The following is a 22,661-nucleotide window of genomic DNA, read 5'->3' on the forward strand; positions in this document are numbered from 1 at the left end:
CATAAGAAACGCAACTCCCGAGAGATAGCGCTGTTCTCCAAATGATACTCGCCTGTGTCGTCACTTTCGGGCTGTAACGCGCACTAAAAATGTAGAGTTCGGGTGGTCAGCGCGATTCGCTTATGCGAGCTTCTCGATGTTCTGGCGGCTTTGCCGCCAGAGCCCAGAAACTTGCTTATGCAAGTTTCTCGATGTTTTCGACGACCTTCTCGGCGAACTCGCTGGTGGCGAGCTTCGTACCGCCTTCGATCTGGCGTTCGAGGTCGTAGGTGACGTTGCCAGAGGAGATGGTCTCCTCGACGGCGTCACGAACGAGCTGGCCGGCGTCCTTCCAGCCCATGTATTCGAGCATGAGGCGGCCGGAGAGGATCATTGCGGTCGGGTTGACCTTGTCCTCGCCGGCGTACTTCGGCGCGGAGCCGTGGACCGGCTCTGCGAGACAGCGGGCCGAACCGAAGTTCGCACCGGGGGCGATGCCGAGGCCGCCGATCTGTGCGCCGGCAGCGTCGGACATGTAGTCCCCGTTGAGGTTCATCGTCGCGATGACGTCGTACTCGTCGGTACGGGTCAGGAGCTGCTGGAGCATGTTGTCGGCGATGCGGTCGTTAACGACCAGTGAGTCCTCGGGCGCCTCGCCGTCGTACTCGTCCCACAGCTCGTCCTCGGTGATGACGTGCTCGCCGTACTCCTCTTCGGCGACCTCGTAGCCCCAGTCACGGAAGGCTCCCTCAGTGAACTTCATGATATTGCCCTTGTGGACCAGCGTGACGCTGTCGCGGTCCTCTTCGAGGGCGTAGTCGATGGCCTCACGGACGAGGCGCTTGGTCCCGAACTCGGTGATCGGCTTGACGCCGATGCCGACCGGGCCGTCGTGGATGGTCTCGTCGAAGTTCATCTCGTCCTCGACGAACTCCTTGACCTCCTCGACTTCGTCGGTGCCGGCCTCCCACTCGATGCCGGCGTAGACGTCCTCGGTGTTCTCCCGGAAGGTGACCATGTCCATCTCCTCGGGGTCTTTGACCGGTGACGGGACGCCCTCGATGTGATAGGTCGGGCGAACGTTCGCGTAGAGGTCGAGCGTCTTGCGAAGTGCGACGTTCAGCGAGCGGAAGCCAGCGCCGACCGGTGTCGTTAGCGGGCCCTTGATAGCGACGTTGAACTCTTTGATGGCTTCGACGGTGTCATCAGGGAGGTTCTCGTCGTACTTGTCTCGGGCGGACTGGCCGGCGTAGATGCGCATCCAAGAGATGTCACGACCGGTTGCGTTCGCGGCGGCTTCGAGCACTTTCTGTGCGGCCGGACCCACGTCGGTCCCGATACCGTCCCCGTGGATGATAGGGATAATCGGGTTTTCCGGAACGTCGAGTTCGTCGTCCTCCGTGACCTGAATCTGCTGTCCCTCGTCGGGAACCTCCACTTTGTCGTAATCGTAGCCCATATTCCGCCAATTGACAGTCGCCCCTAAAGGCGTGCCGCTTTCCCTCAGACGTGGTAACACAGTGCGTAAAGAAAGGGCACGACCGCACGCCAGCACGTCACTATCGCAATGGTCGGAGGTGATATGCCTTTCGTGTGTCAACGGGTCCGCATGCACGTCATCGTCCACGGCGGCGCGGGCAGTCCACCAGAGTCACCGGCCACCCGACAGAAAACGCTTACCGATGCCGCTGAACAGGCAACGGAGGCGGCGCGTCCGATGGGCGCGGTGCTGGCCGCGCTTCGGCCACTTGAATCAGACCCAGCATTCAATGCCGGCGTCGGTGGGGCAATCCAGAGCGACGGCGAAGTCCGGACTGACGCTGGACTGATGACCGACGACGGCGGGGTCGGAGCGGCGTGTGCAATGTCTGGCGTTGTACACGCCGCGGATGTAGCCCATACTGTGGCAACTGAGACGCCACACGTCCTCCTTGCCGGCGACGAGGCCGTTGAGTTCGCGGCTGGCACAGGTGTCGAAACCGGCCGGGACCTCACGACTGCAGAGACGCGGCAGCGATACGAGCGCGCGGACCCGCCCGACGGTGGCCCCGCTGACCACCTCGACTGGGTCCGTGAGCATTTCAGCGGCACTGACACCGTCGGCGCTGTCGCGACCGACGGGGACCGGCTTGCGGCGGCGACATCGACCGCCGGGCGCTGGTTCGCGCTGGCCGGTCGAGTCGGCGATGTGCCACAGGTCGGGGCCGGCTTCTACGCGGACGGCCGCGGTGGTGCGAGCGCGACCGGCGAGGGGGAGGCTATCGCCCGGTTCGGGGTGGCTCGCCGCGCTGTCGAACTACTGGACACGTACGGCCCGAAACAGGCCGCCGAAGAAGCCATCGCCGAGTTCGAGGACGCGACCGGTGGACGTGCCGGCGTCATCGTTCTCGACCATGCCGGCCATACCGGGGCCGAACGGAACACCGCCGCAATGCAGACCGCGACGAAATAGCAGAGGGAAACCCCTTTGCCCGCCACCGACTAACCGGCGTGCATGACTGACGTGGACTTCGATTCCGAGCAGTACGAGAAATGCCGCGAAGCGGGCGAAATTCTAGCACAGGTACGCGACGAGGCGGCCGAACGCGTTGAGGTGGGCGTCTCTCACCTCGAAGTCGCCCAGTGGGCCGAGGACAAGATCCGGGAACTGGGCGGCAAGCCGGCGTTCCCGGTGAACATCTCTATCGACGAGGAGGCCGCTCACGCTACTCCCGAGCGCGACGACGACGCGACGTTCGGCGAAGAGATGGTCAACCTCGACATCGGCGTCCACGTCGATGGGTGGCTCGCCGACACCGCCGTGACGGTCGACCTCTCCGGGCAGGACGAACTCGCCAAAGCCCCCGAAGAGGCCTTGGACGCCGCGCTGGACGTTGCCGGCCCGGGTGTTGATGTGGGCCAGATCGGCGCAGCCGTCGAGGAGGTCATCGAAGGGTACGGCTACAACCCCGTCGTGAATCTTACCGGCCACGGACTCGGTCACTGGGAACAGCACACGTCGCCGAACATCCCGAACCGCGAAGTGGCACAGGGTGCGACGCTCGACGTGGGTGACGTGGTCGCTATCGAGCCGTTCGCCACCGACGGCCGCGGCAAAGTGCAGGAAGGGGCTGACGAGGAGATTTTCGCCCTCGAACGGGAAGGGTCAGTCCGGAACCGGCAGGCCCGACAGGTCCTCGAACAGATCACCGATGAGTACCGAACACTGCCGTTCGCCGCCCGCTGGCTCGACTCGCCGCGAGCGGAGATGGCGCTTCGCCGCCTGAAACAGCAGGATATCGTCCACGGCTACCCCGTACTCAAAGAGCAGGACGGCGCGTACGTCAGCCAGAAGGAGCACACCGTCATCATCACCGAGGACGGCTGTGAAGTAACGACGCGCTCGCGGTAACGCGACACCGACTTCGAACCCGCCGGGTGATACCGGACTACTGTTTTCGAGCAGCAGTGCTATCGCTCTGGGATTCGCGTGAAAGGTGGGGTGGGGTGTGTGGCCACGCAGTCAGAGACCGCGTGGCGTACGGAAAGGGTGGGGTGGGGGGTGTGTGGCCACGCAGTCAGAGACCGCGTGGCGTACGGAAAGGGTGGGGTGGGGGGTGTGGGATGGTTAAGCGTTGTTCATCCGTGTCGACGTGGTTGTCCCACAGATTTGACACTCGCTAACCCGATACGGCTCTCGGGAAAACGCCGCGTTTTCGCGTTTATCGGATTCTGTCTGTATCTGGACACGCACGGCGTGCGGTGTCTCACGGTCACACGTCGAACAGTGTTCGGCCATGTCAACGCCGTCGTTTATCGCTGCCATCCCGTCTGATACAAGCCGGGTAGAGAGTATAAAAACCACCATCAGTTCTGGTCCGTTTAGCACTGTTTATCGCCAGACGGCAGTCGATTTCTGCCGAAGGCGACCTTAGGTGCGCCGAGAATGTTTAAAAGCCGTCCTGAGCCCACAAAACCCGGTCAGCTTGCGTGAACGGCCAACACTTTTATATACTACATTCGCGGTATCGGTCATGTCGTTTTTGCTGGTGGGTCGACAACTGGCGGTATGGACAAGGTGTTTGCGCCGTGGCGCATCGAGTGGGTCGAACGCGAAAAGACGAACCCTGATGTCGACTGCGTGTTCTGTGCGTTTCAGGCACAGGACGACGACCGGGCGAACAATCTCGTGGCGCGAAGCGACCACGCTTTTGTCCTCCTGAACAACTACCCGTACAACCCCGGGCACGTGATGGTTATTCCCCATACCCACACCGGCGAGTACGGCGACCTCGACGACAAAACCCTGCTCGATCACGGCCGACTGAAACAACGGACCTTCGACGCTCTTGAAACTGCGTTATCCCCGGACGCGTTCAACGCAGGGCTGAATCTCGGCGGCTCGGCGGCCGGCGGCTCGATTGACGACCACCTCCACACCCACGTCGTGCCGCGGTGGAACGGCGACACCAACTTTATGCCGGTCATCAGTGATACGAAAGTCATCGTCGAGGCTGTCGAAGAGACGTACGACCGGCTCTACGCTGCGTTCGCGTCACAGGACGGAACGACCGCTCCGGAGGACGGAGCTGTCCGAATCGAGTAGCCCTGGCCGTCCCGGCCGTACCGACCGAGATGCCGTCTTCGTCTGTAGCGATGCGGTGAAACAGCCGATTTCCGGTAGCTGAAAAGCATCGGGTGGGCCTTTTTCAGTGGCTGCCAAACCGTTGCATGGTCCTATGACGCAAGAAAGCTCTCCAAATCACGGCCAGCGTGACAAGTACCCAGCCCCGTCCGGTCGCCGCCGCTTCGTCAAAGGACTGGTCGGCGCCAGTGCGCTGTCAGGGGTGACGACTGTCGGCGGCCTCGCAGTCGACGCAACGACCGACCAAGGTGGCATCGGTGGCGGTACTGTGTCCTATGTCGGCATCCGGAATATCGCTGGCCCAGCGAACCGGCCGATGCCGATTGTCCCCCTGGAGATATCCGATGGCGCACTCCGCGGGATGTGGCCGTCCGTATCAGAAGTGACAGCGGGCGGTGATACCTTCCGTCTCGCCAGGGGTGAACTGGGCGGCGTGACGTACTCTCAGCAGTGGTTCCAGTACTGCGGGCTCGAAGTCGCCCCGGGACTCGAACCGGACCCCGAGCGCGACGGGTTTCTCAGGTCGAAGACGACGTATGACTGGCAATCTGAGCTGCCCGATGGAGAGAAACTCCGTGTCGAGCACTTCGAGAACTACGAGTCGTGGGGAAACAACATCGGTAGCGACGGTCTCGGCAAGCCAGCGGTCGCGACCTGGCGTTCACAGGGCGAGGACGTCAAGGAGATTCAGGTTCAGGTGCTCCGGACACCCGCTGTCTCGAAGATGGTCGCCGGTGAAGACGAGTATGCTGACCTCGCCGGTGAGATACGTGACTTTCTGGACGCGGCCACTGCCGAGGATTTCATCGCATGGGTGAACCGCTGTACGCACCTCTGCTGTAATCCCGGGTACAAAAAGACGCCTGGAAGCGCGAAATTCGAGGCCGCCGACAAGGTGTACTGTAACTGCCACCAGTCGGTATACGACCCGTTTTCGCCAGCGATGGCAACCTTTGCGTCTCGGCCTCGGCCACAGGAGTAGCTCAGTGTCGAAGCGGCTTTGACGGCGGCCCAACAACGGAGGGGCAATGTCACGCCGCACGACGCTCAGGCGAGTCGGCCTGCTCGTTCTCGGCGTCAACCTTCTCCTCGTGCTGCTGAAAGCCGGCGTCTGGCTCACTACCGGAAGCTTCGCCGTCCAGTCCGAGGCGGTCAACAGCGCCGCTGACACCGCCTACTCGCTGGTCATCGTTGCCGGGCTGTACCTGACGACGCGCCCGCCTGACTTCGAGCACCCCCACGGCCACGAACGCATCGAGCCGTTCGTCTCGCTGTTCGTTGCCGCGGGTATCTTCGCCGCTGGCGGGTTCGTCCTCTGGAACGCCGGGACTGCCCTGCTGACCGGGAACATCTCGGTAACACAGGGGCCAGCCGCCGTGCTCGTGCTCGCCTTCTCGGCCGTCGCGAAGTACGCCCTCTACCGCTACTGTCTCCGCGCGGGCACGGACCGTAACTCCCCGGCGCTCATTGCGACGGCGAAGGACAACCGCAACGACATCCTCACCGCGGGAGCGGCGCTGGTCGGCGTCGGTGGTGCGATGGCCGGTTACCCCATCGCTGACCCGCTGGCTGCGCTCGTCGTCGCCATCGGCATCATCTACACCGGCATCGAGGTCGTACAGGAAAACGTCACCTATCTCGTTGGCGGCGCACCGCCAGAGGACCTTCGGCGCGAAATCCTCCGCCGCGCGCTGGACCACCCGAAGGTCAGCGGCGCACATGACGTTATCGCCCACTACGTCGGCCCTGAAATCGACGTGAGCCTCCACATCGAGGTGGAAGGTGACCTGACGCTGTTTGAGGCCCACGACATCGAGACGGCGGTCATCAAATCAATCGAGGAGCTTCCGGAGGTCGACGACGCGTTCATTCACGTCGACCCGAAGGAACTCGGCGAGTGGAAAGACGACGAAGAAGTGGAACGACTCGCTGACTTGGAGTGACGTTTTAATAGCTGTCGTGCCATGCGATAGCATATGGGTGACGACTCATCACGTAGCTGGCTTGCACTTGGACGACTGTTGTTCGGCCTTGGCGTGGCCCTTCAGGCCGCTGAGGACTTCCGGGACATGGAAGACGCTATTGAGTACGCTGAGTCGGCGGGTGTCCCCGCGCCAGACTTGCTGGCCCCGCTGGCCTCAGGGATGATGCTGGTCGGCGGGCTCGGGACGGCATTCTGGCGGCTTCCTCGTGTTTCGACCGGTGCCGTCGCCACGTTCCTTGCCGTCGTGACCCCGACGATGCACGACTTCTGGAACGCTGACCCGGACGATCAGAGCGGCGAGCGTCTGGCTTTCTTCGGGAACCTTGCGATGTTCGGCGGAGCGGTAACGTTCCTTCGCAAAGCCTACAGTGGCGACTGAGCGGCTGGTCAGTCCTGACTGAAAATGTGGGGACCCGTCAGTCCGCTATCTGGGCCCGCTCGATCGGCTCGCCGAAGGCGTACACGGTGTTGTGGCTCGTGATCTCCACGTCAACCGTGTCGCCGATTTCCAGGCCCCGCTCCTGTGCGTCGGCAATGACGACCTGCCGGTAGGCCTCGTCGTAGCCCACCAGCGACTCGTCGGTGCCATCCTCGACGAGCAACACCGAAGACGTGTGGCCGACCATCTCCTCGTAGGCCTCGGCCATCAGTTCCATCTTCGCTTCGCTCATTTCCTTCGAGCGGTCCTTCTTGATCTGGCCGCCGAGCCCTTTCATGTTGTCGGCGTCGGTGCCGGGCCGCTTCGAGAAGCGCGTGACGTTGATCTTCTCGGGGCGGGTCTCGCGCAGCAGCGCCATCGATTGCTCGTGGTCCGCCGGCTCCTCGGTCGGGAAGCCGACGATGAAGTCCGTCGACAGTGTCCAGTAGTCCAGCTGGTCGTCCAGCGTCTCGACGACCTCCAGATACTCCGAAACGGCGTGTTGCCGGCGCATATCGGCCAGCACGTCGTCGCTGCCGGACTGGACCGGCGCGTGGATGAAGTTGTACAGTTCGTCGTGTTCGGCAAACACCGCTGCGAGTTCCTCACGGACGCCGTGGAGTCCCTTCGGGTTCGCCATGCCGACACGAACTCGGAAATCGCCGTCGATGTCGGAGCAGATGCGGTCGAGTAGCTCCGGTAGAAGGCTCGTGCCCTGATTCGTATCCCAGCCGTAAACGCCCGTATCTTGGCCGGTGATACGGATTTCCTTCGCGCCGGCGTGGACGAGCGCGCGGGCCTTCTCAACGTTCTCCTCGACAGAGGGCGATTCGATTCGCCCGGTCGCCTGCTTGGTGATGCAGTAGGAGCAGTCTGACATACAGCCCCGAGCGATGGGGAGGATGCCGACGACGCCGTTGAGCACCGTCTCGGTATCCGGCGTGATCGTCGGGCATTCTCCGTTGAGAACGTACTGTGGGACATCGTCCCAGTGGAGCACCTCGGCGTCGATGTCGGCGCTCTGGAACTCCTCACCCTGCGCGAGCGCCATACAGCCCGTGATGACGAGGTCGGCCGGCGTTTCGCTATCGAGTTCTTTGGCCCGCGCGAGCATGTTGCGTTCGGTTTTCTCAAGCACCGTACAGGTGTTGAGGATCGCCACGTCGGCGGACTCCGGCCCGTCGGCGGGGTGGTGCCCGCCCTCCCGGAGCGCCTGCTCGATCTGCTGGGTCTCACCTCTGTTCGAGGTACACCCGTACGTCTCGATGTGATACCGGGCCATTCATCCAAACACTATCGCCAGGGCGGCAAAAGGGCGACGGATTGGACCGGTCAGTAGCCGTCGGTCGTGTCCGCGCCGTCCCGGTCTGATTCCGGCTCGGTCACGGTTTCGCCCGCCGTTTCGGCCTGCCACTCTCGAACGATGGTATCGCCACTCGACGCGCCGATCCGCTCGGCCCCGGCCTCGAACATCGCCTTGGCGTCAGCCCACGACCCGACGCCGCCGCTGGCTTTCACCGGGAGGTACTTGCTGAGAATCTCCACGTCGTGGACCGTCGCGCCGCCCTCGCTGAACCCCGTCGCAGTCTTGAGATATGCGGCGTCGGCATCAGCCACGAGTTGCCCGACCCGTTCGAGTTCGGCATCGGAAAGCAGCGGCGCTTCGACGATGACCTTCACGGGAACTGGGACGCTGGCGACGACTTCGGTGATGTGGTCCCGAACGGCGTCGTCCTCGCCAGCTTTTAACAACCCAACGTTACACACCATATCCAGTTCGTCGGCCCCAGCGTCCCAGGCCAGTTTGGCCGCCTGACAGACGCTGTCGGTCTGACCCTGACCGTGTGGGAAGTCGATGACGGCCGTGAGCGGGACGTTTGCGTATTCAGTCGCCAGCGGGACCGCCCACGGGGGGATGCACGCCCGCATTCCGTACTGTAGCGCCTCGTCGAGGCAAGTTCGCACGTCGGCCGGTGTCGTCGTCGGTCCGAGGACCGTATGTTCGATGCGGTCTGGTATATCGTCCATACCGCGGGGTGACACGTGGTGTCTACGTAAAGACGGCGGGCGGCAGACGGTAGCCAGTTCACTATCTCTCTGTCCTCGGCGTCCAGCGGTCGCCGCTCAGGCTGTGAGTACCTCCGTCAGTCTCGTTCGGAAGGTTTTCCCTCATAGGAGTCGGCGTGGGGGACATGGTACTGCCTTCGGGGTTAGCGCTCCCGCCGCTTGAGTACACTGTGGCGCTGCTTGCGGGCACGCTCGTGGTGACAGCGCTGTTGTACGCCCTCGAACCACCGATCAACCAGCGGACCGTGGTCGCCCTGACGCCGTGGATGGCGCTCGGCGGCGCACTCCACGCGTTCCATCAGCCACCGATTGAAGCGTACCGGCCGGTGGTCACACCGCTGTTTGGCGCGCCGGCGGTGTATCTTACGACGTTCGTCACGCTGGGCGTCGTCTGGGTTACGCTGACGCTGTTCAGCGTTCGACGCGGCCACAGCGAGACGATATCGCGGAATCTGGGGTATATCGGCATCGGACTCCTGACGGTACTTCTCGTCATCGCTGTCGTGATGGCACTGGAGTCCGGCCTGCTGGGGCTTATCTGGCCAACTATCGCTGTCATCGTCGCGACTGTCGTCACCGCGGTGACGGTGCTTGCGGTTGCGCTGTGGCGGACACCGGTCGTGGTTCGGATGCGCTATGCGGCCCCGACGGTCGTGTTCGCGCACATGCTTGACGGCGTCTCGACGGCGGTTGGCGCTGACGTTATTGGGATCACGGAACGAACACCGATCCCGGCCCGAATCATGGAGTTCGCCGGCACGCTCCCGACGGCCCCATATCTCGGCAAAGGCTGGCTGTTCGTGTTCGTCAAGCTGCTTGTGGCGATTGGGGTCGTCTTCCTGCTGGATGACTATCTTGAAGAAGATCCCGTCGAAGCGAGCCTCTTGCTCGCGGTCGTGACGGCCGTCGGCATCGGCCCGGCCACGAACAATATCGTCCTGTTCCTGTTCAGTCCGGTCTGAGGGCGGCTACTCTGTGACCGAATCGTCGAAGCGCTCCTGTCGTTCCCGTTCGAGCCGCTGACACCCGAACACGAGCGAGTCCGGAACGTCCGTCGCGTTGGACTGTAGCGAGTCGAACACGACGCCCACCTCATCGAACCGCGGGCCGCGACCGGCAACCAATGGCTCGCTTTCCCACGTAATGAACTCGTGGTCGGACAGCATCGGCAGATGACAGTGGTACAGCTCCTGCCGAAGACCCTCCAGGTCCTGTGGAACGTTTGGGTTAATCGCACTTTCGGGGAGGGGGACTGTCTCGTCGGGGTGGGCATCCAACAACGCGACGATGAGCTGTCGCCGCGGCTCAACGGCAACAGCCTTGAAAACTTCGTCCCAGCGTCTGATCACCTGCTTCCCGTTCTGATAGCGCTGCTGTGTCATGGTGTAACTTGAAACATGTTTCTGCACGACGACATATATACTATCGTGGTGTACTATATTGAGTGAATTGAACTCTGACGATGGTCGCTCCGAGACGACACTGCCGCGGATGCTGCAACAGGCTTGCTGGCGCTCGGTGAGACACCCGGTGCAACTCTCCTGATAGCGGGCCGTTCTGGCCTCGGACCCGTTCTTGGAACTGTCCCGCTGTGCCTCCACGGTCGCATGACACAATGCTCATTGGCACCGCGAGCAAGGGGAGACACGTGCTTGATTACCCCCTCACGCAGTGGGCGTTCGTCTGTGTCGTCGCCGGCGCGGTCGTCGGCCTGTTGTTGAACATCCCGATGGTGACACAGGACGAGGGGTACCTGCCGGCGTACGTTGCCGCGGCCGGACTCACCCGCACTGACCCGAGTGCAGTGAGTCGTCCCCTCGCCGTCGTCGTCCATCACGGCACCGCCCTCGTCGCGGCGCCGCTGTACAGCGCGGTTGTCGCTGGCCTCTCGTTCGTGCTTCCGACGGCGATCTCACTCAACGGCGTCCCGCTGATTCCACATACCATCGGTGCTGTGGGCATCTCCGCGTTCATCTACTACTTTTTCGCTCGCATCGCCATGCCTCGATTCGGTGGTAGTCTTCGAGACGACGCTGACGAGATCATCCAACAGTGGGCACTCACGGCGTTCATTTTCGGAGCGGCGCTTGCGCTGTTCATCCCAGTGCTCGTCACCTGGCTGTAAGCTACGTGTCCCGGACCCGCTTCGAGAGGTTTCTGTAGGCCCCGAGATACAGGAAGACGCTAGCAAGCAGCGCGAACGGGACGACGAGAGTCCACGAGGGGCCGTCCGGTGTTCCTGCGCCGACGGTATAGCCGGTCAGCAGTCCGAGGACGATTCCAGCGGCGATAGCGATACCCGCCGGCCCTCGCATCCGTCTGTCGAACAGCGAGATATCGTCTGCCATACGTCCGCTCTCGCGGCCGTCCCACCTCACTGTTGCGACCGACGGGAATCCACTGACTACTAAATAGTTCCGTGCGACTGGCCTGTATGGCGAAACAACCCCATCTACTCGTCGAACCGGGTGACCTGACAGACATCGCGCTCGTGCCGGGCGACCCCGGACGCGTCGACCGCATTGCTGGCCTCTGTGACGACCACGAGGTCGTTGCGGAGAACCGCGAGTACAAACTCGTCAACGCAACCTACGACGGCCGCGAACTGACGATCTGTTCGACCGGCATCGGTTCGCCGTCGACGGCCATCGCCGTCGAGGAACTCGAGGCGGTCGGCGTCGAGACGCTCATCCGCGTCGGGACGACCGGCGCGCTGCAGGAAGGCATCGAGATCGGCGACATGGTCGTCGCCAACGGCGCGGCCAAGGACGAGGGAACGTCCCAGCGCTACGAATCCAAGGCTGTCCCGGCCGTGCCGGACTACGACGTGCTCTCGTCGCTGGTCGACGCCGCCGAGGCGAACGACGAGGACGTTCACGTCGGCCCCATCGCCACGGACGACGCCTTCTACGCCGAGACGGATGAATACATCAACGACTGGGAGGCCGCCGGCCTGCTGGCCGTCGAGATGGAGGCCGCCGCGCTGTTCTCCCTGTGTCGCCGTAAGGGCCTGCGCTCAGGCGCTATCTGTACCGTCGACGGAAACCTCGTCGAGGGGACACAGAAGGGCGAAACCGAGGACGAGGAACTCCCAGAGAAAGCCAAGAACAACGTTGAGCGTGCCATCGAAATCAGTCTGACGGCGGCCGCGTCGCTGTAGGCGTTGGAGTGACTGTCTCTTTGAGAGCCGCCGACGGTGCTATCGAACCGGAATGCGCGGCCGCTCGCGCCGCGCTCCGGCGGAGGGCTTAACAGACGCTCTCCCGTGGGAAACTGTATGCTCGACCAGTTCCGGAAGCGACTCCGTGCGGCGGCAAGGCGACTCCGGCGGGTCGAGCGCCGCGAACTACAGGACTTCAGACGCTGGGCCGAGGTGACTGAAAACCTTGTCCACCTTTCGATGCTGGTGTTCGTCCCGCTTGCTATCGTGCTGGTGACGACGCTGGCAAACGCCGTCCCACGACTGAGTTTCCTGCTGTTTCCGCCGCTCGCAGCGGGGTCGTACACGCTGTTCGTCGACCCGACGAGCAAGTACTCCGACCCGAAGCGGTTCGTCGCGGGGCTCACCATCGGCGCGGTCTGTGGACTGGGCGCACTTGCCGTTTCGAACAGTTACCTCACAGCGCCGGGCGGCCAGTTCGGCGTCAACGCGCTCGGTGCCGGCCTGGCCGTCTTTGCGACTGGCGTTGTCACATGGCCGCTGGACATCGAGGAGCCGTCGTCGTACTCCACCGCCCTGCTGGCGCTGCTGGTCGAACCGAACCAGCGGGCGACGTTCGTTACTAGCATCTTCCTCGCCAGTGTACTTGTGGCGGTCCTCTTTATCATCTGGCGCGAGCAGTTCTACGAGCAGCGAGCGACGTACCTGTACGAGTCGATGTCCGGTGACGACCACGTGCTGGTCCCGATGCGTGGCGACTCGGCAGGACAGACAGCGATGCTGGGCGCACGGCTCGCGGCCGCCCACGAAGCCGGAAAAGTCGTCCTGCTCGACATGGTTGCAGACAGCGACGCCGCCACGACCAAGCAATCGCTCACGCGGGACACGATACAGCTCGATATCCGGTCAGAAAATGGCTCAGAGTCGCCGCCGGCCCGGACCCGCCTCATCGGCGATGGCGGTGACCCGGCCACTGCGGGGGTGTCGCCCGACAAGACTGACCTCGACGCGGAGGTCGACTGGCTGGAGACCCACGCCGACCGAATCGAGACGCGAACGGGCGTGTCCTGTCAGGTCGTCGTTGCGAGCGACGATGGCTCGCCGGCCAAGACGACGCTGCAAACCGCGGCCGAAACCAACTGTGACCTTATCGTCGCGCCCTACGAGAGCCAACACGGAGCGCTGACGCCGTATCTGCAGCGGCTGTTTCGAAGCAAGAGCGATATTGTCGTCCATCGGTCCCGGAGCGACCGGACCCGCTGGAAACAGGTCATCGTCCCCGTCCGGTCCGTCAGCGATGTAGCCCACAACATGGTCGACTTCGCAACGCGACTGGCCGGTCGGAGCGGACGGGTCGCCGTCGCAACCTGTATCGGTTCTCGCGGGGACCGCCGCCGGGCCGAAGAGATGCTTGCGGACCTCATCGAACCGTACGAGGGCGCGTTCGAGACAAGGGTTCCGCGGACAAGCATCCAGACGTTTCTGTCCGATACTGCATCGCAATACGACCTCGTCATGATCGGAGCAAGCCGTGACCGGAGCAAGGCGTCGCGGTTCATTTCGCCACCGACGTTCGAACGACTGGAGGACGTGGAAACAGACATCGCTATCGTCGACCGCGGCCGGGCCTAGATATCTGCGTCGTCCTCGTCGTTCACATCGAGCAGGTGGTCGGCGATATTTTCCATCCCCTCCCGGCCCAGCGCCGACTGGACGATGAGGTGGCCACCCAGCACTGCCGGGCTGATGACCGTGTCCGCGCCCGCTCGTCGGAGTTTCTCGATGTTCTCGCGGTCGGTCGCCGCAGCGACGATGTTAACCTCGGGGTTGAGCGTCTGTGCCGTCAGTATCGCTAGCGCGTCCTGTGCGTCGTCGTTCGTCGCTGCGACGACCGCCACAGCGTCCTCGATACCGGCCCGTTGCATGGGTTCCTCGTCACTCGGGTCCGCAGTCAGGACGGCGATATCCTGTTGCTGGAGCCGTGTCGCTGTCTCCGTGTCCGGCGTGATGACCACGAAATCGATTGCGCCGGTCAGTTCTTCGATAATCGGTTCCGTCAGGTCGCCGTGGCCGAGCACCAGTACGTGGTTCTCGAGCAAGTCCAGTTGTGCGTCAGTCATGTTTCCGAGTGCCTCCGAAAGCCGCTTCTCGATTGCCGGGCCCAGCAGCGACCCAAGCGCGATGGCGAAACTGGCCGTCCCGAGGACGACCACGGACATCCCGAATAGTTTCGCCTGCTGGCTCTGTGGGGTCACGTCGCCGTACCCGACGGTACTGGCCGTGACCAGTGTGTAGTAGAACGCATCGGTCGCTGTCGAGAGATTGGTGAAATCGTCCCGGAGCGCGTACGAGCCCGCCGTTCCGTACATAAGCGAACCGAGGAGTGCCGCGCCAGCGGCCAGTTGCGCTGTCGAGAGGTCAATTGGTCGGTCGAACCGCCGCCGGTTCAGCAACATTGCCGGGAGCGAAATCAGCGAGAGCACCACGAGCGGAATCGACACCGCCGAACTCGGCACGGGGCCGACGAACGGAAGCGTCACCGCCGAGTTCTGTACCAGCCCCTGAACCGCCGCCACGGGCAGTAAGACGATGGTCGCGTACCACGCGATTCGCAGGCGGCGTCGGAGTCCGACGACGCTAACGAGTAGCGTGAATCCGGTGAGCGCACCGGTAAATCCGGCGGTACGCTGGATGCTTCGCGGAATGAGGTCTCCGAGCGGTCCGCTGATCGATACGGCACTGATGTTGACCACACCAGTGACGAACGACAGCACCGCCACAAGCACCGGCAAGAGGATTGTTGTGCGCGCTCCCAACCAGTTCCGCGGCCTGTCCATACCCATCCAGATTACAGCGGTCGGTGTAAATGTACTGTCCGCGGGCCGGAAGCGATTTACTACCGGCCACGCAGGATGTGGACATGGCTTCGCTCCCGGTCGAGGTGTTGATGGGGATCTATCTGGGGTTGTTGGTGGGAGTGATACCGGCGCTCGTGTCGTGGGCGCTTGGGTTCAGTTTCAAGTACTTTACCGGCATTACCGTGCCGGGGTTCGGTGTTGTCGTGCTGGCAATCGCACTTGCCGGCGTCAGCGGCGGCCTCATGGCACTGGCGGATAAGTCGATTACGCAGGCCCCTAACGCCGAGCGCATCATCACCGCAATCATTCTCGTGGGGATGGTGTCGCTGTACGCTCACAGCAAGGGCGACCAGCTTGGGGCGAACTTCCCGAAGCGGCTCTCCTTGCAGGGGCTCCGCGAGAAGAAACTCTCGGCCGATGTGGTCGAATTTGTCGGCGGCCGCGACGAAGTCCGTATTCGCATCGTCGGCGACGTGGCCGACATGGAGGGGTATCCTGCGCTTGCGGAGCCGCTCCGGGCCGAAATCCGCAGCGAGGAGTGGCGGTTCCCGGCCGACCTCCGCATCGGCGAACTCGAACGCCGGATGGAGGAGCGGCTGAAATCGGAGTTCGACCTCGGCGACGCCGCCGTCTCCATCGACGAGCAGGGGCGAGCGACGGTTGTCGCCGCGCCGCCGTTTTCGGGCCTGTCGAAGCGTGTGGGCGACAACCGCCACGCCGTCTCGGTGGACGCGCTGTTGCCGACCGGGCTGGCCCGAAACGATGAGGTGACAGTGCTGACTGAGGACGCACAAGTTCGGGGAACCGTCGTCAGTGCCCGGTCGACGCCGTCGGCTGACGAGACACCAGCCGAGACCCCGACGGAACCGGAAATCGCCGACTCCGAGGCGCCCCCAACGCCGGTTCAGGCACCGACGACTGACGGCGGCGAGGGCCGGCTCACGGTCGCCGTGACCCGGACGGACGTGCAACCGCTCTTGCGGTCGGCCCAGCCAAAGGTCGTTGTCGAACCCCGCGGGACCCACCGGGAGTACGAACTCGTCTCCCTGCTCCGGCGGGCCGGAAGCCGGTTCCGGCGGCTTACAGTTCGCGCCGACGGCCCGCTTGACGGGACGACGCTCCGGGACGCTCACGTTCGGGAGGCCTACGACGTTGCCATCGTCGCCAGCCGGACGCCGGACGGCTGGCAGGTCGCGCCACGCGGCGACGCAGTCGTCGAAGCCGGCGACGAACTGTACGCGATTGGCCGCCGCACCGACCTCGACGCCTTCGCGGAGGCGGTCGCATGACGCCGCTCGGCCCGACACTGCTCGCACAGATCGGTGCGAACCTGCAACTGGGGATAGTGTCACGAACGCTGGTCGAAGGCGTTGTCTGGCTCCTCGCCATTACGGTCCTCGCCGCGACGCCGGCTGGTGCTATCGCCGTCTTCTACCGCTGGTACGTCCGTGAACGCATTCAGACCGGGCTGGCGCTCCTGTTCGGATTGACTGCGGTCGTCCTCGTTATCGGAGCGACGACCGCGCTCAGTGAGGTTATTCTCGGTGATGAGGACGTGCTGGCGGCCGGTGCAGTCCTGCTGAATCTCGCCGCATTCCTCGCTGGCGGTGTCGGGGCCTACGGCGGGATGCGAATGGGGGACCGGCTTGGCGTCGACCTCTTTGCCGCGACCGGCGGCCGGAACATCAACGCCGACGTGAGCGAGATCGTTCAGACCGTCGGCCGCGTCACGTCTGTTCGCCTTCCCGAGGATATCGACGACATCATCGGCTACGACCCGATGCCCGACGAGACCAAAGAGACGCTCGCCAACCGGCGGTTCCTCTTCCCCCGGCGGCTGACGAAAGACGAACTCCGGGACCGGCTGGTCGCTCGGCTCAAGACCGACTACGGCGTCGGCCACGTGGACGTCGAACTGGCCGACGACGGCACCGTCGACTACCTCGCCGTCGGCTCGCGGGCGGCCGGCATCGGCCCGACGCTGCCGCCCTCGACGAATGCCGTCGCAATCCAGGCTGACCCGGCCCATGCTGCAAGCGCTGGCGATCTGGTTCAGGTCTGGGAGCAAGCGCCGGCGAAACGCGTGCTCACCGGCGAACTCCGGGGCGTCGCCGACGATGTGGTAACGGTCGCTATCGACGCCGCCGACACGCCGAAACTTGACCCGCAAACGCGGTACAAGCTTGTCACGCTCCCAGTGCAGGACCGCTCCGACCGAGAGTTCGCTTCGCTGCTCCGTGCGGCCGACGAGACGATGGGAACCGCCACTGTTGAACCGGGGAGCACGCTTGACGGCGCGCCGGTCGGCAGCCTGGCAGTCTCGGTGGTCGCGATCACCCGCGACGACACAGCGCCGGAGACAATCCCATCCCGCGAACGCGTCCTCGCGGCCGGTGACACAATCTACGCAATCGCCACCCCGGACGCGCTGCGGCGGCTGGAACAGGCAACGGAGGGGACAGACGAACCGGGCACGACGGCGGCTGTGACGGACGAACTGGGCAGCGATACTGATGGCGATGATGGCCAGTCAGGCGCGTCCGACGCTGTTGCCCGGACCGAGCAGACTGACGGGACGGAAGAACCGGCGGCTGATGCGACTGCTGCCACGGCTAACGACGGCGCACCGAATGCCGACGCGACCGAGACTGAGGCTAATGACACGGCAAACGCTGATGCGGACACATCCACGGCCGACACCGCCGCTGCCGACGAGCCGACTGAGACCGCTGTTGAGGATGAGTCGGCGGCGACCAGCGACGGCGCGGATGCACCAGCAGACGCCGAAGCTGAAGCCATGGCGGACACTGCCGACAGCGACGAGTCCCCGGACGACGACCCGCTAGAAGCACTCCGGAACACCGACATGGAAGAGCCAAGCGACGATCTGACTGCGGACGAGGCGTTCGACGACCTGCCGGCGGACGACGGCGACGACACTGTCGAGGTGTGGGACCCAGAAGAGCGAATCGCCGAGGCGGACGGCGAGCCGGCCGCCGACGAAGCCAACGACAGCGACTCGATAGCTTCTGAAGCGCCGACCGAGGACGGAGACGGCGAAGATGACGAATCAACTGCTGGTGACGATTCGGAGAAACCAAACTGAGGCGAGTATCGGTACTACCGGACACCCCGTCACAGACTGTCCCTCTCCTGCCTGCCCGAACGGGCCGGACCGGACACACCGTGGTCCGGAACCCTCTTTTGCCGGACGCTCGGAATACGGCTATGGAGTGGAAACTGTTCGCACACCTCCGGGACGCGGCTGACGGCCAGTCGGTCAGCGTCGATATTGAGGGGGACGCCACGGTCGAAACGGCGCTCGACGCGCTGCTTGCGACGCGACCGGCGCTCGCTGAGGAGGTGCTCGACGAGAACGAAGAGTTGGCCGACCACATCCGGGTGCTCGTCGACGGTGAAGACCCGTTCGCCGCCGGCGAAGGGCTGGCGACGGCAGTCGATGAGGAAACGGAACTGGCGCTGTTCCCGCCGGTCAGCGGCGGTTGAGACGGATCGTTGGCCGGATCAGCTTTCCACCGGTCGCGCCACTGTCACGTTCGAGATGACGACGCGAACGCCGTCCTGATATTCAGTATCGAGTGTCACGTCCCAGCCGTGGGTCCGTGCAAGCATCCGCAAGTTCGGGAGCGTCATCCCGGCCGCGGCGTCCGGTATCGCGCCGCCGTACTCGAAAAAGGCCTCCGACGCTGTCTCGCCCGCCGGGGTCCCGTCGTCGGTGATGACGATCTCGTCGGCCTCCCGCGAAACGGTGACCATCGACGCGTCGTTGTGTGCCGCGAACGTGAACCCGCTCTCGAAGAGGTCCCGCAAGCGTGTCGGGTCGGCGACGACCTGTCCCTCCACGTCGGCCGCCATGGTGAGCCCGTCAGTGTCGGCACGGTCCCAGGCTCCTTCGACGACTGGCTGGAGGTCGACAGGCATTGTTTCGTCGATCGTCTGCCCATGTCGAGCCAGCGTCGCGAGTCCGTCGACGATTTCGGACATCCGGTCGGCTGTCTCAGACGTTGACTGGAGGGATTCCTTCGCCAAGTCGACGTCCCCGCGGTTCAGGGCGTCGCCGGCGGCGGAGACGCGGCCGGTGACTATCTGGAGCGTGTTCAGCAGTTCGTGTCTGATTGCAGTGGCGAACCCTTCCAATTGCTCGTTCTGCCGGTCAAGTTCGCGCCGACGCCGCTCGCTCTCGGTCACGTCGGTAAACACGAGCATCCGACCGATATCGACCTGGCCCAGTGAAAACGAGGTGTCGCTGACGAGGTAATACTCCGCTCCGCCACCTCGGTTTCGTTCGAGAATCTGCTCGTCCGTCTGCAGTATCTCCGTGACGGCCGGCAACACCGTCTCAAGATTTTGTCCGCGGCTTCCGGATAGTGCTGGGAAGAGCCGCTGTGCCTTGCCGTTTGACTCCTTGATGCGGCCGTCATCGTCGAGATACACCACGGCATCATCGACGCCGTCGGTCAACTGTACGGCGAGAAACGCTTCGTCGTACACGTAGAGGACACCGAACGCGAACAGTGCCACGCCAAGCGGTTCGTGGTTGATATCGAGGAGGAAATCGCTGACGTACCCGACGATATCGAGCGTCACCGGGAGCGCGGTAATACCGACGAGAACGCCAAGCGGGCGGGTGTCGTAGTCGGCTTCGAGGAACAACTCGAACAGCATGAAGAAGCCGACAGTGACGAGCGCATAGGAAAGCCCCGTCACGACCCAGTGGAACAAACCGTGTGTGATCGCCAGATGCGGGAACGGGTCGGCGACGAACCGCGTGGCGAAGTAGAGCCCGTGCAGCGGATTGGTCAGCTTTACGATGACGATACTGAGATACGTGCTCACAGCGACCACACGGTACGACCTGTTCCGGTGGAAGGCCCGACCGGTGTACGCCGAACAGAAGTACAGCCACGCGCCGACCGTCGCAAGCCCGACGATGAGGCTGCCGAGGTAGAACGCGTACCCCAGCGTCCCGGGCGTGATCAGGAACCCGAGCTCCAGCGCCGCCCAGCCACCGCTACAGACGAGGAGCCCGACCATCCCTCGGCGGGTATCGGGGTCTTCCATGCGAGTCGCTCTGTAGAGCCCGATACCACAACCGACCGCCGCGAGAGCGTACGCCGCGACATACGCAAGAAACGCTGGAGGGCTCCCGAACAAATTCATCTACCCATGGTATGGGGAGTATTTCTATGAGTGTTGTGACCGCGTTATCGGTTATGATAACTCTTCGAGGCCGTCTATCTCGAGCACGAAGTCCGGGCACTCATCGATGTTCCCGCTGGCGTACGCGGCCTGGGCGACGTGGCGCGGTGTCTCGGGAATGAGTACCCGCGTTCCGTCGACGCCAAGGGTCGCTGCGTCGGCGGCTATCGCAGTGAACAAGGCCCGTGCAGCGTCGACATCGCTCCACACTCCGACTGCGTACTCCGCAAGTTGCTCGCCGTCAGCGTCTGTCGTTCGGACCCGACAGGCCATCCCCTGTGGCCCGTCATCCCCGATAGTGAGGACAGTCTGGTCGGCCGCCAGCCGGTCGAGTGTTTCCCGCGTCAGCGTCGAGAGCGCCCAGCTCTCCCCACTGTCGAGCGCAAGCCCGGACAGGACACCTCGGCCGTCGCTCTCCTGCCAGTAGCGCCACGCATTCGTGGGGTCGTTCCGGACAGTCATTTCGGGCGTCTCGTCCGCCGGATCGGGGTGCGCCCAGCGGAACGACGTGACCGCTTCGAAGCCAGCAGCCAGCGACTGGCCGAGCCCAGCCTCGTTCCAGGAAAACACCATGCTTCGACCGACTGACGCGCCGGCATCGGCCGCCCATTCGATGAGGTGCTCGGTCAGCAGCGACCCGAACCCCTTCCCCCGGTGATCCGAGTCGACACGCATGCCCTGGAACCATGCCTCAGTCTCGGTGAGTATGACGGCCTGCGCGAGGCCGACGGCGTGGCCGTCAACGTCGACGACGAGGGTTTTCCGGTTGGGGCCGTCATCGTCGACCCAGTCACGGAACACGTCGGGGATGTAATCAGCCATCGCACGGTCGGCCCAGACATCGCTGGTCAGGTCCACAATATCGTCGTAGTCGTCGTGACGAGCCGTCCGAACAGTCGGCGACATACCGGGAGACTCGCCCGCGACAATAAAAAAGAGGCGCTCCGATGGCGAGGTCAGTGTTTGCACCGTGACCGAGCCACTGCGCCAGTTCCAGTGCTACAACCAGGGCGTCGAGCGCTGCTGAATCTCGCCAGCAAGGGGCTCCTGCATCGTATCGGCTACGTCGTCGCTGTTTGCCAGCGCCCACATGAGCTTGACCTTCGCTGTGCCGGGGAGCATATCCTCGCCCTCGATGACGCCGGCGTCGAGCAGGTCCCGACCGGTGTCGTAGACGCGGTCACAGACCCGGCCTTCGAGGCACTGGCTGGTCATGACCATCGGGATGTCCAGTTCCTCGATGGTCCCGATCCAGTCGGTGTTGACGTGACCGAGCCCCGTCCCTTCGATGACAATGCCCTCGCTGCCTTCGGCGGCGGCTTCGAGCAGCGACGGGTCCATCCCCGGCGAGAACTTCAGGAGTTCAACGTCCGTCTCGATGTTGTCATGCAGTGCTAGGTCGACGGCGTCCCGTTCGGTGTACTCGCGGTGGAACGTGACAGTGCTCTCGCCGTCGATGTCGTAGTCGACCTCGCCGAGTGGCTTCGCGCCGACGGTCTCGAAGGCGTCCCGGCGCGAGGTGTGGTTCTTCCGGACGCGAGTGCCCCGGTGGAGCGCACAGCGGTCGTCGGACTCATCGGCGTGCATACAGACCAGCACTTCCGCACAGTCGCTCGTCGCAGCCTCGACGGCGGAGACGGCGTTCATCACGTTATCAGAGGACGGCCGGTCCGCCGACCGCTGGCTGCCCGTGAACACAATCGGAACCGGCGTGTCGAGCATGAACGACAGCGCCGACGCGGAGTACTGCATCGTGTCGGTGCCGTGCATGACGACGATTCCGTCCGCCCCGTTCTCGATTTCCTCGTGGACTGCCTGCGCGAGGTCCTGCCAGACTGCCGGGGTCATGTTCTCCGAGAGGATATTTGCGACGACGCGGCCGCGGTAGTTCGCCATCCCGGCCAGGTCTGGGACCGCCCGCAGCACGTCCTCGGCGTCGAACTGGGCTGTCACTGCCCCGGTCCGGTAATCGACTGTCGAGGCGATGGTTCCACCAGTGGAAATAAGAGAGACCGTCGGGAGGTCATCGTCAAATTCGATTGCCGACTGGCTCTGTTCGTCCTGTGCGCTCTCGACATCGTACACATCCGACTCCAGCACGTCGATAGACGCATCTTCGCGGTCGATGCCAACGTTGTACCCGCCGTCGAGTTTGACGACGAGGTGGTCGGGCGTACTCGATGGGAGCAACACGCCCTCGTATGTCTGGGCCGCGCGTTCGACGCGGACCCGGTCGCCTGCGTTCATGGGCGGCACTTTCCGCCGGTGGGACTTGAACCCACTCGTTTCGGCGAGCGCGCTCGACCATATGCTGGACCTGCCGACTGGGCGGCGGCTTCGGTGTCCACCGC

Annotated in this window: 23 protein-coding genes; 13 read left to right on the plus strand and 10 right to left on the minus strand. The window is 63.8% G+C overall.

Annotated features, from left to right (window positions below; all coding sequences use genetic code 11):
• Positions 1 to 175 precede the first annotated feature (175 nt).
• On the minus strand, positions 176 to 1,438 hold the full coding sequence (icd, locus tag RR_RS19190; RefSeq protein WP_004963830.1) for an isocitrate dehydrogenase (NADP(+)): 1,263 nt from the start codon (positions 1,436 to 1,438) through the stop codon (positions 176 to 178).
• Positions 1,439 to 1,588: 150 nt separating this feature from the next.
• Here icd and RR_RS19195 point away from each other — a divergent pair, with 150 nt between their 5' ends.
• On the plus strand, positions 1,589 to 2,431 hold the full coding sequence (locus RR_RS19195; protein ID WP_049939112.1) for an isoaspartyl peptidase/L-asparaginase: 843 nt from the start codon (positions 1,589 to 1,591) through the stop codon (positions 2,429 to 2,431).
• A 42-nt stretch (positions 2,432 to 2,473) separates the two neighbouring features.
• Positions 2,474 to 3,370: a type II methionyl aminopeptidase gene (gene map, locus RR_RS19200; RefSeq protein ID WP_004963823.1), complete on the plus strand. Its 897-nt coding sequence runs from the start codon at positions 2,474 to 2,476 to the stop codon at positions 3,368 to 3,370.
• A 216-nt stretch (positions 3,371 to 3,586) separates the two neighbouring features.
• Here the strand turns inward: map and RR_RS22840 are convergent, their stop codons facing one another.
• Complete coding sequence (locus RR_RS22840; protein ID WP_004518623.1) at positions 3,587 to 3,784, minus strand: hypothetical protein; 198 nt, start codon at positions 3,782 to 3,784, stop codon at positions 3,587 to 3,589.
• A 243-nt stretch (positions 3,785 to 4,027) separates the two neighbouring features.
• Between RR_RS22840 and RR_RS19210 the strand changes: the two genes are divergently transcribed.
• From RR_RS19210 to RR_RS19225, 4 genes are all read left to right on the plus strand, one after another.
• Complete coding sequence (locus RR_RS19210) at positions 4,028 to 4,564, plus strand: HIT family protein (protein WP_007189052.1); 537 nt, start codon at positions 4,028 to 4,030, stop codon at positions 4,562 to 4,564.
• A 133-nt stretch (positions 4,565 to 4,697) separates the two neighbouring features.
• Positions 4,698 to 5,585: a Rieske 2Fe-2S domain-containing protein gene (locus RR_RS19215; protein ID WP_011224794.1), complete on the plus strand. Its 888-nt coding sequence runs from the start codon at positions 4,698 to 4,700 to the stop codon at positions 5,583 to 5,585.
• Between the two features lie 46 nt (positions 5,586 to 5,631).
• A complete protein-coding gene (locus tag RR_RS19220; protein WP_011224795.1) occupies positions 5,632 to 6,546 on the plus strand; it encodes a cation diffusion facilitator family transporter in 915 nt (304 codons plus the stop codon).
• A gap of 33 nt (positions 6,547 to 6,579) precedes the next feature.
• A complete protein-coding gene (locus RR_RS19225) occupies positions 6,580 to 6,966 on the plus strand; it encodes a DoxX family protein (RefSeq protein WP_004963811.1) in 387 nt (128 codons plus the stop codon).
• 37 nt (positions 6,967 to 7,003) lie between these two features.
• Here the strand turns inward: RR_RS19225 and RR_RS19230 are convergent, their stop codons facing one another.
• Both RR_RS19230 and deoC read right to left on the minus strand, forming a co-directional pair.
• On the minus strand, positions 7,004 to 8,287 hold the full coding sequence (locus RR_RS19230) for a tRNA (N(6)-L-threonylcarbamoyladenosine(37)-C(2))-methylthiotransferase (protein ID WP_011224796.1): 1,284 nt from the start codon (positions 8,285 to 8,287) through the stop codon (positions 7,004 to 7,006).
• A gap of 50 nt (positions 8,288 to 8,337) precedes the next feature.
• Positions 8,338 to 9,033: a deoxyribose-phosphate aldolase gene (deoC, locus tag RR_RS19235; protein ID WP_007189048.1), complete on the minus strand. Its 696-nt coding sequence runs from the start codon at positions 9,031 to 9,033 to the stop codon at positions 8,338 to 8,340.
• A 164-nt stretch (positions 9,034 to 9,197) separates the two neighbouring features.
• On the opposite strand from deoC, the gene RR_RS19240 reads away from it, so the two are divergent.
• Positions 9,198 to 10,034, plus strand: coding sequence for a DUF63 family protein (locus tag RR_RS19240; protein ID WP_007189047.1), 837 nt, complete (start codon positions 9,198 to 9,200; stop codon positions 10,032 to 10,034).
• Between the two features lie 6 nt (positions 10,035 to 10,040).
• Here the strand turns inward: RR_RS19240 and RR_RS19245 are convergent, their stop codons facing one another.
• Positions 10,041 to 10,454 (minus strand): hypothetical protein, encoded by a 414-nt coding sequence (locus tag RR_RS19245; RefSeq protein ID WP_004963800.1) that lies wholly within the window; start codon positions 10,452 to 10,454, stop codon positions 10,041 to 10,043.
• A gap of 233 nt (positions 10,455 to 10,687) precedes the next feature.
• Here RR_RS19245 and RR_RS19250 point away from each other — a divergent pair, with 233 nt between their 5' ends.
• Positions 10,688 to 11,197, plus strand: coding sequence for a hypothetical protein (locus RR_RS19250; RefSeq protein ID WP_011224797.1), 510 nt, complete (start codon positions 10,688 to 10,690; stop codon positions 11,195 to 11,197).
• 1 nt (position 11,198) lies between these two features.
• Here the strand turns inward: RR_RS19250 and RR_RS19255 are convergent, their stop codons facing one another.
• On the minus strand, positions 11,199 to 11,420 hold the full coding sequence (locus RR_RS19255) for a hypothetical protein (protein ID WP_011224798.1): 222 nt from the start codon (positions 11,418 to 11,420) through the stop codon (positions 11,199 to 11,201).
• A gap of 86 nt (positions 11,421 to 11,506) precedes the next feature.
• Between RR_RS19255 and RR_RS19260 the strand changes: the two genes are divergently transcribed.
• Together RR_RS19260 and RR_RS19265 are read left to right on the plus strand one after the other, a co-directional pair.
• Positions 11,507 to 12,232 carry a nucleoside phosphorylase gene (locus tag RR_RS19260; RefSeq protein ID WP_011224799.1) on the plus strand — a complete coding sequence of 242 codons (726 nt, stop codon included), beginning with the start codon at positions 11,507 to 11,509 and terminating at the stop codon, positions 12,230 to 12,232.
• A gap of 117 nt (positions 12,233 to 12,349) precedes the next feature.
• Positions 12,350 to 13,864, plus strand: a complete 1,515-nt coding sequence (locus RR_RS19265) for an HPP family protein (protein ID WP_011224800.1) — start codon at positions 12,350 to 12,352, stop codon at positions 13,862 to 13,864.
• On the opposite strand, the gene RR_RS19270 is transcribed toward RR_RS19265, so the two are convergent.
• Entirely contained in the window at positions 13,861 to 15,069 is a 1,209-nt protein-coding gene (locus RR_RS19270; RefSeq protein WP_004963786.1) for an NAD-binding protein, read from the minus strand. The two genes, RR_RS19265 and RR_RS19270, sit on opposite strands and share 4 nt — an antisense overlap.
• Positions 15,070 to 15,098: 29 nt before the next feature.
• On the opposite strand from RR_RS19270, the gene RR_RS19275 reads away from it, so the two are divergent.
• The 3 genes from RR_RS19275 (at position 15,099) to RR_RS19285 (ending at position 18,597) form a co-directional block, all read left to right on the plus strand.
• A complete protein-coding gene (locus tag RR_RS19275) occupies positions 15,099 to 16,379 on the plus strand; it encodes a potassium channel family protein (RefSeq protein WP_011224802.1) in 1,281 nt (426 codons plus the stop codon).
• The gene (locus RR_RS19280; protein ID WP_011224803.1) at positions 16,376 to 18,196 is read left to right on the plus strand and encodes a TrkA C-terminal domain-containing protein; all 1,821 of its coding nucleotides are present in this window, start codon (positions 16,376 to 16,378) and stop codon (positions 18,194 to 18,196) included. Before RR_RS19275 ends, RR_RS19280 begins: the two co-directional genes overlap by 4 nt.
• Before the next feature lie 122 nt (positions 18,197 to 18,318).
• Positions 18,319 to 18,597 (plus strand): ubiquitin-like small modifier protein 1, encoded by a 279-nt coding sequence (locus RR_RS19285; RefSeq protein WP_004963775.1) that lies wholly within the window; start codon positions 18,319 to 18,321, stop codon positions 18,595 to 18,597.
• A gap of 18 nt (positions 18,598 to 18,615) precedes the next feature.
• On the opposite strand, the gene RR_RS19290 is transcribed toward RR_RS19285, so the two are convergent.
• From RR_RS19290 to gatD, 3 genes are all read right to left on the minus strand, one after another.
• Complete coding sequence (locus tag RR_RS19290; protein ID WP_011224804.1) at positions 18,616 to 20,271, minus strand: histidine kinase N-terminal 7TM domain-containing protein; 1,656 nt, start codon at positions 20,269 to 20,271, stop codon at positions 18,616 to 18,618.
• Between the two features lie 51 nt (positions 20,272 to 20,322).
• Positions 20,323 to 21,216 carry a GNAT family N-acetyltransferase gene (locus RR_RS19295; RefSeq protein ID WP_011224805.1) on the minus strand — a complete coding sequence of 298 codons (894 nt, stop codon included), beginning with the start codon at positions 21,214 to 21,216 and terminating at the stop codon, positions 20,323 to 20,325.
• Between the two features lie 93 nt (positions 21,217 to 21,309).
• Positions 21,310 to 22,557: a Glu-tRNA(Gln) amidotransferase subunit GatD gene (gene gatD / locus RR_RS19300; RefSeq protein WP_004963765.1), complete on the minus strand. Its 1,248-nt coding sequence runs from the start codon at positions 22,555 to 22,557 to the stop codon at positions 21,310 to 21,312.
• Between the last annotated feature and the right edge of the window lie 104 nt (positions 22,558 to 22,661).

Origin of the sequence: Haloarcula marismortui ATCC 43049 (genome assembly GCF_000011085.1) — an archaeon.
Taxonomy (GTDB): Archaea; Halobacteriota; Halobacteria; order Halobacteriales; family Haloarculaceae; genus Haloarcula; species Haloarcula marismortui.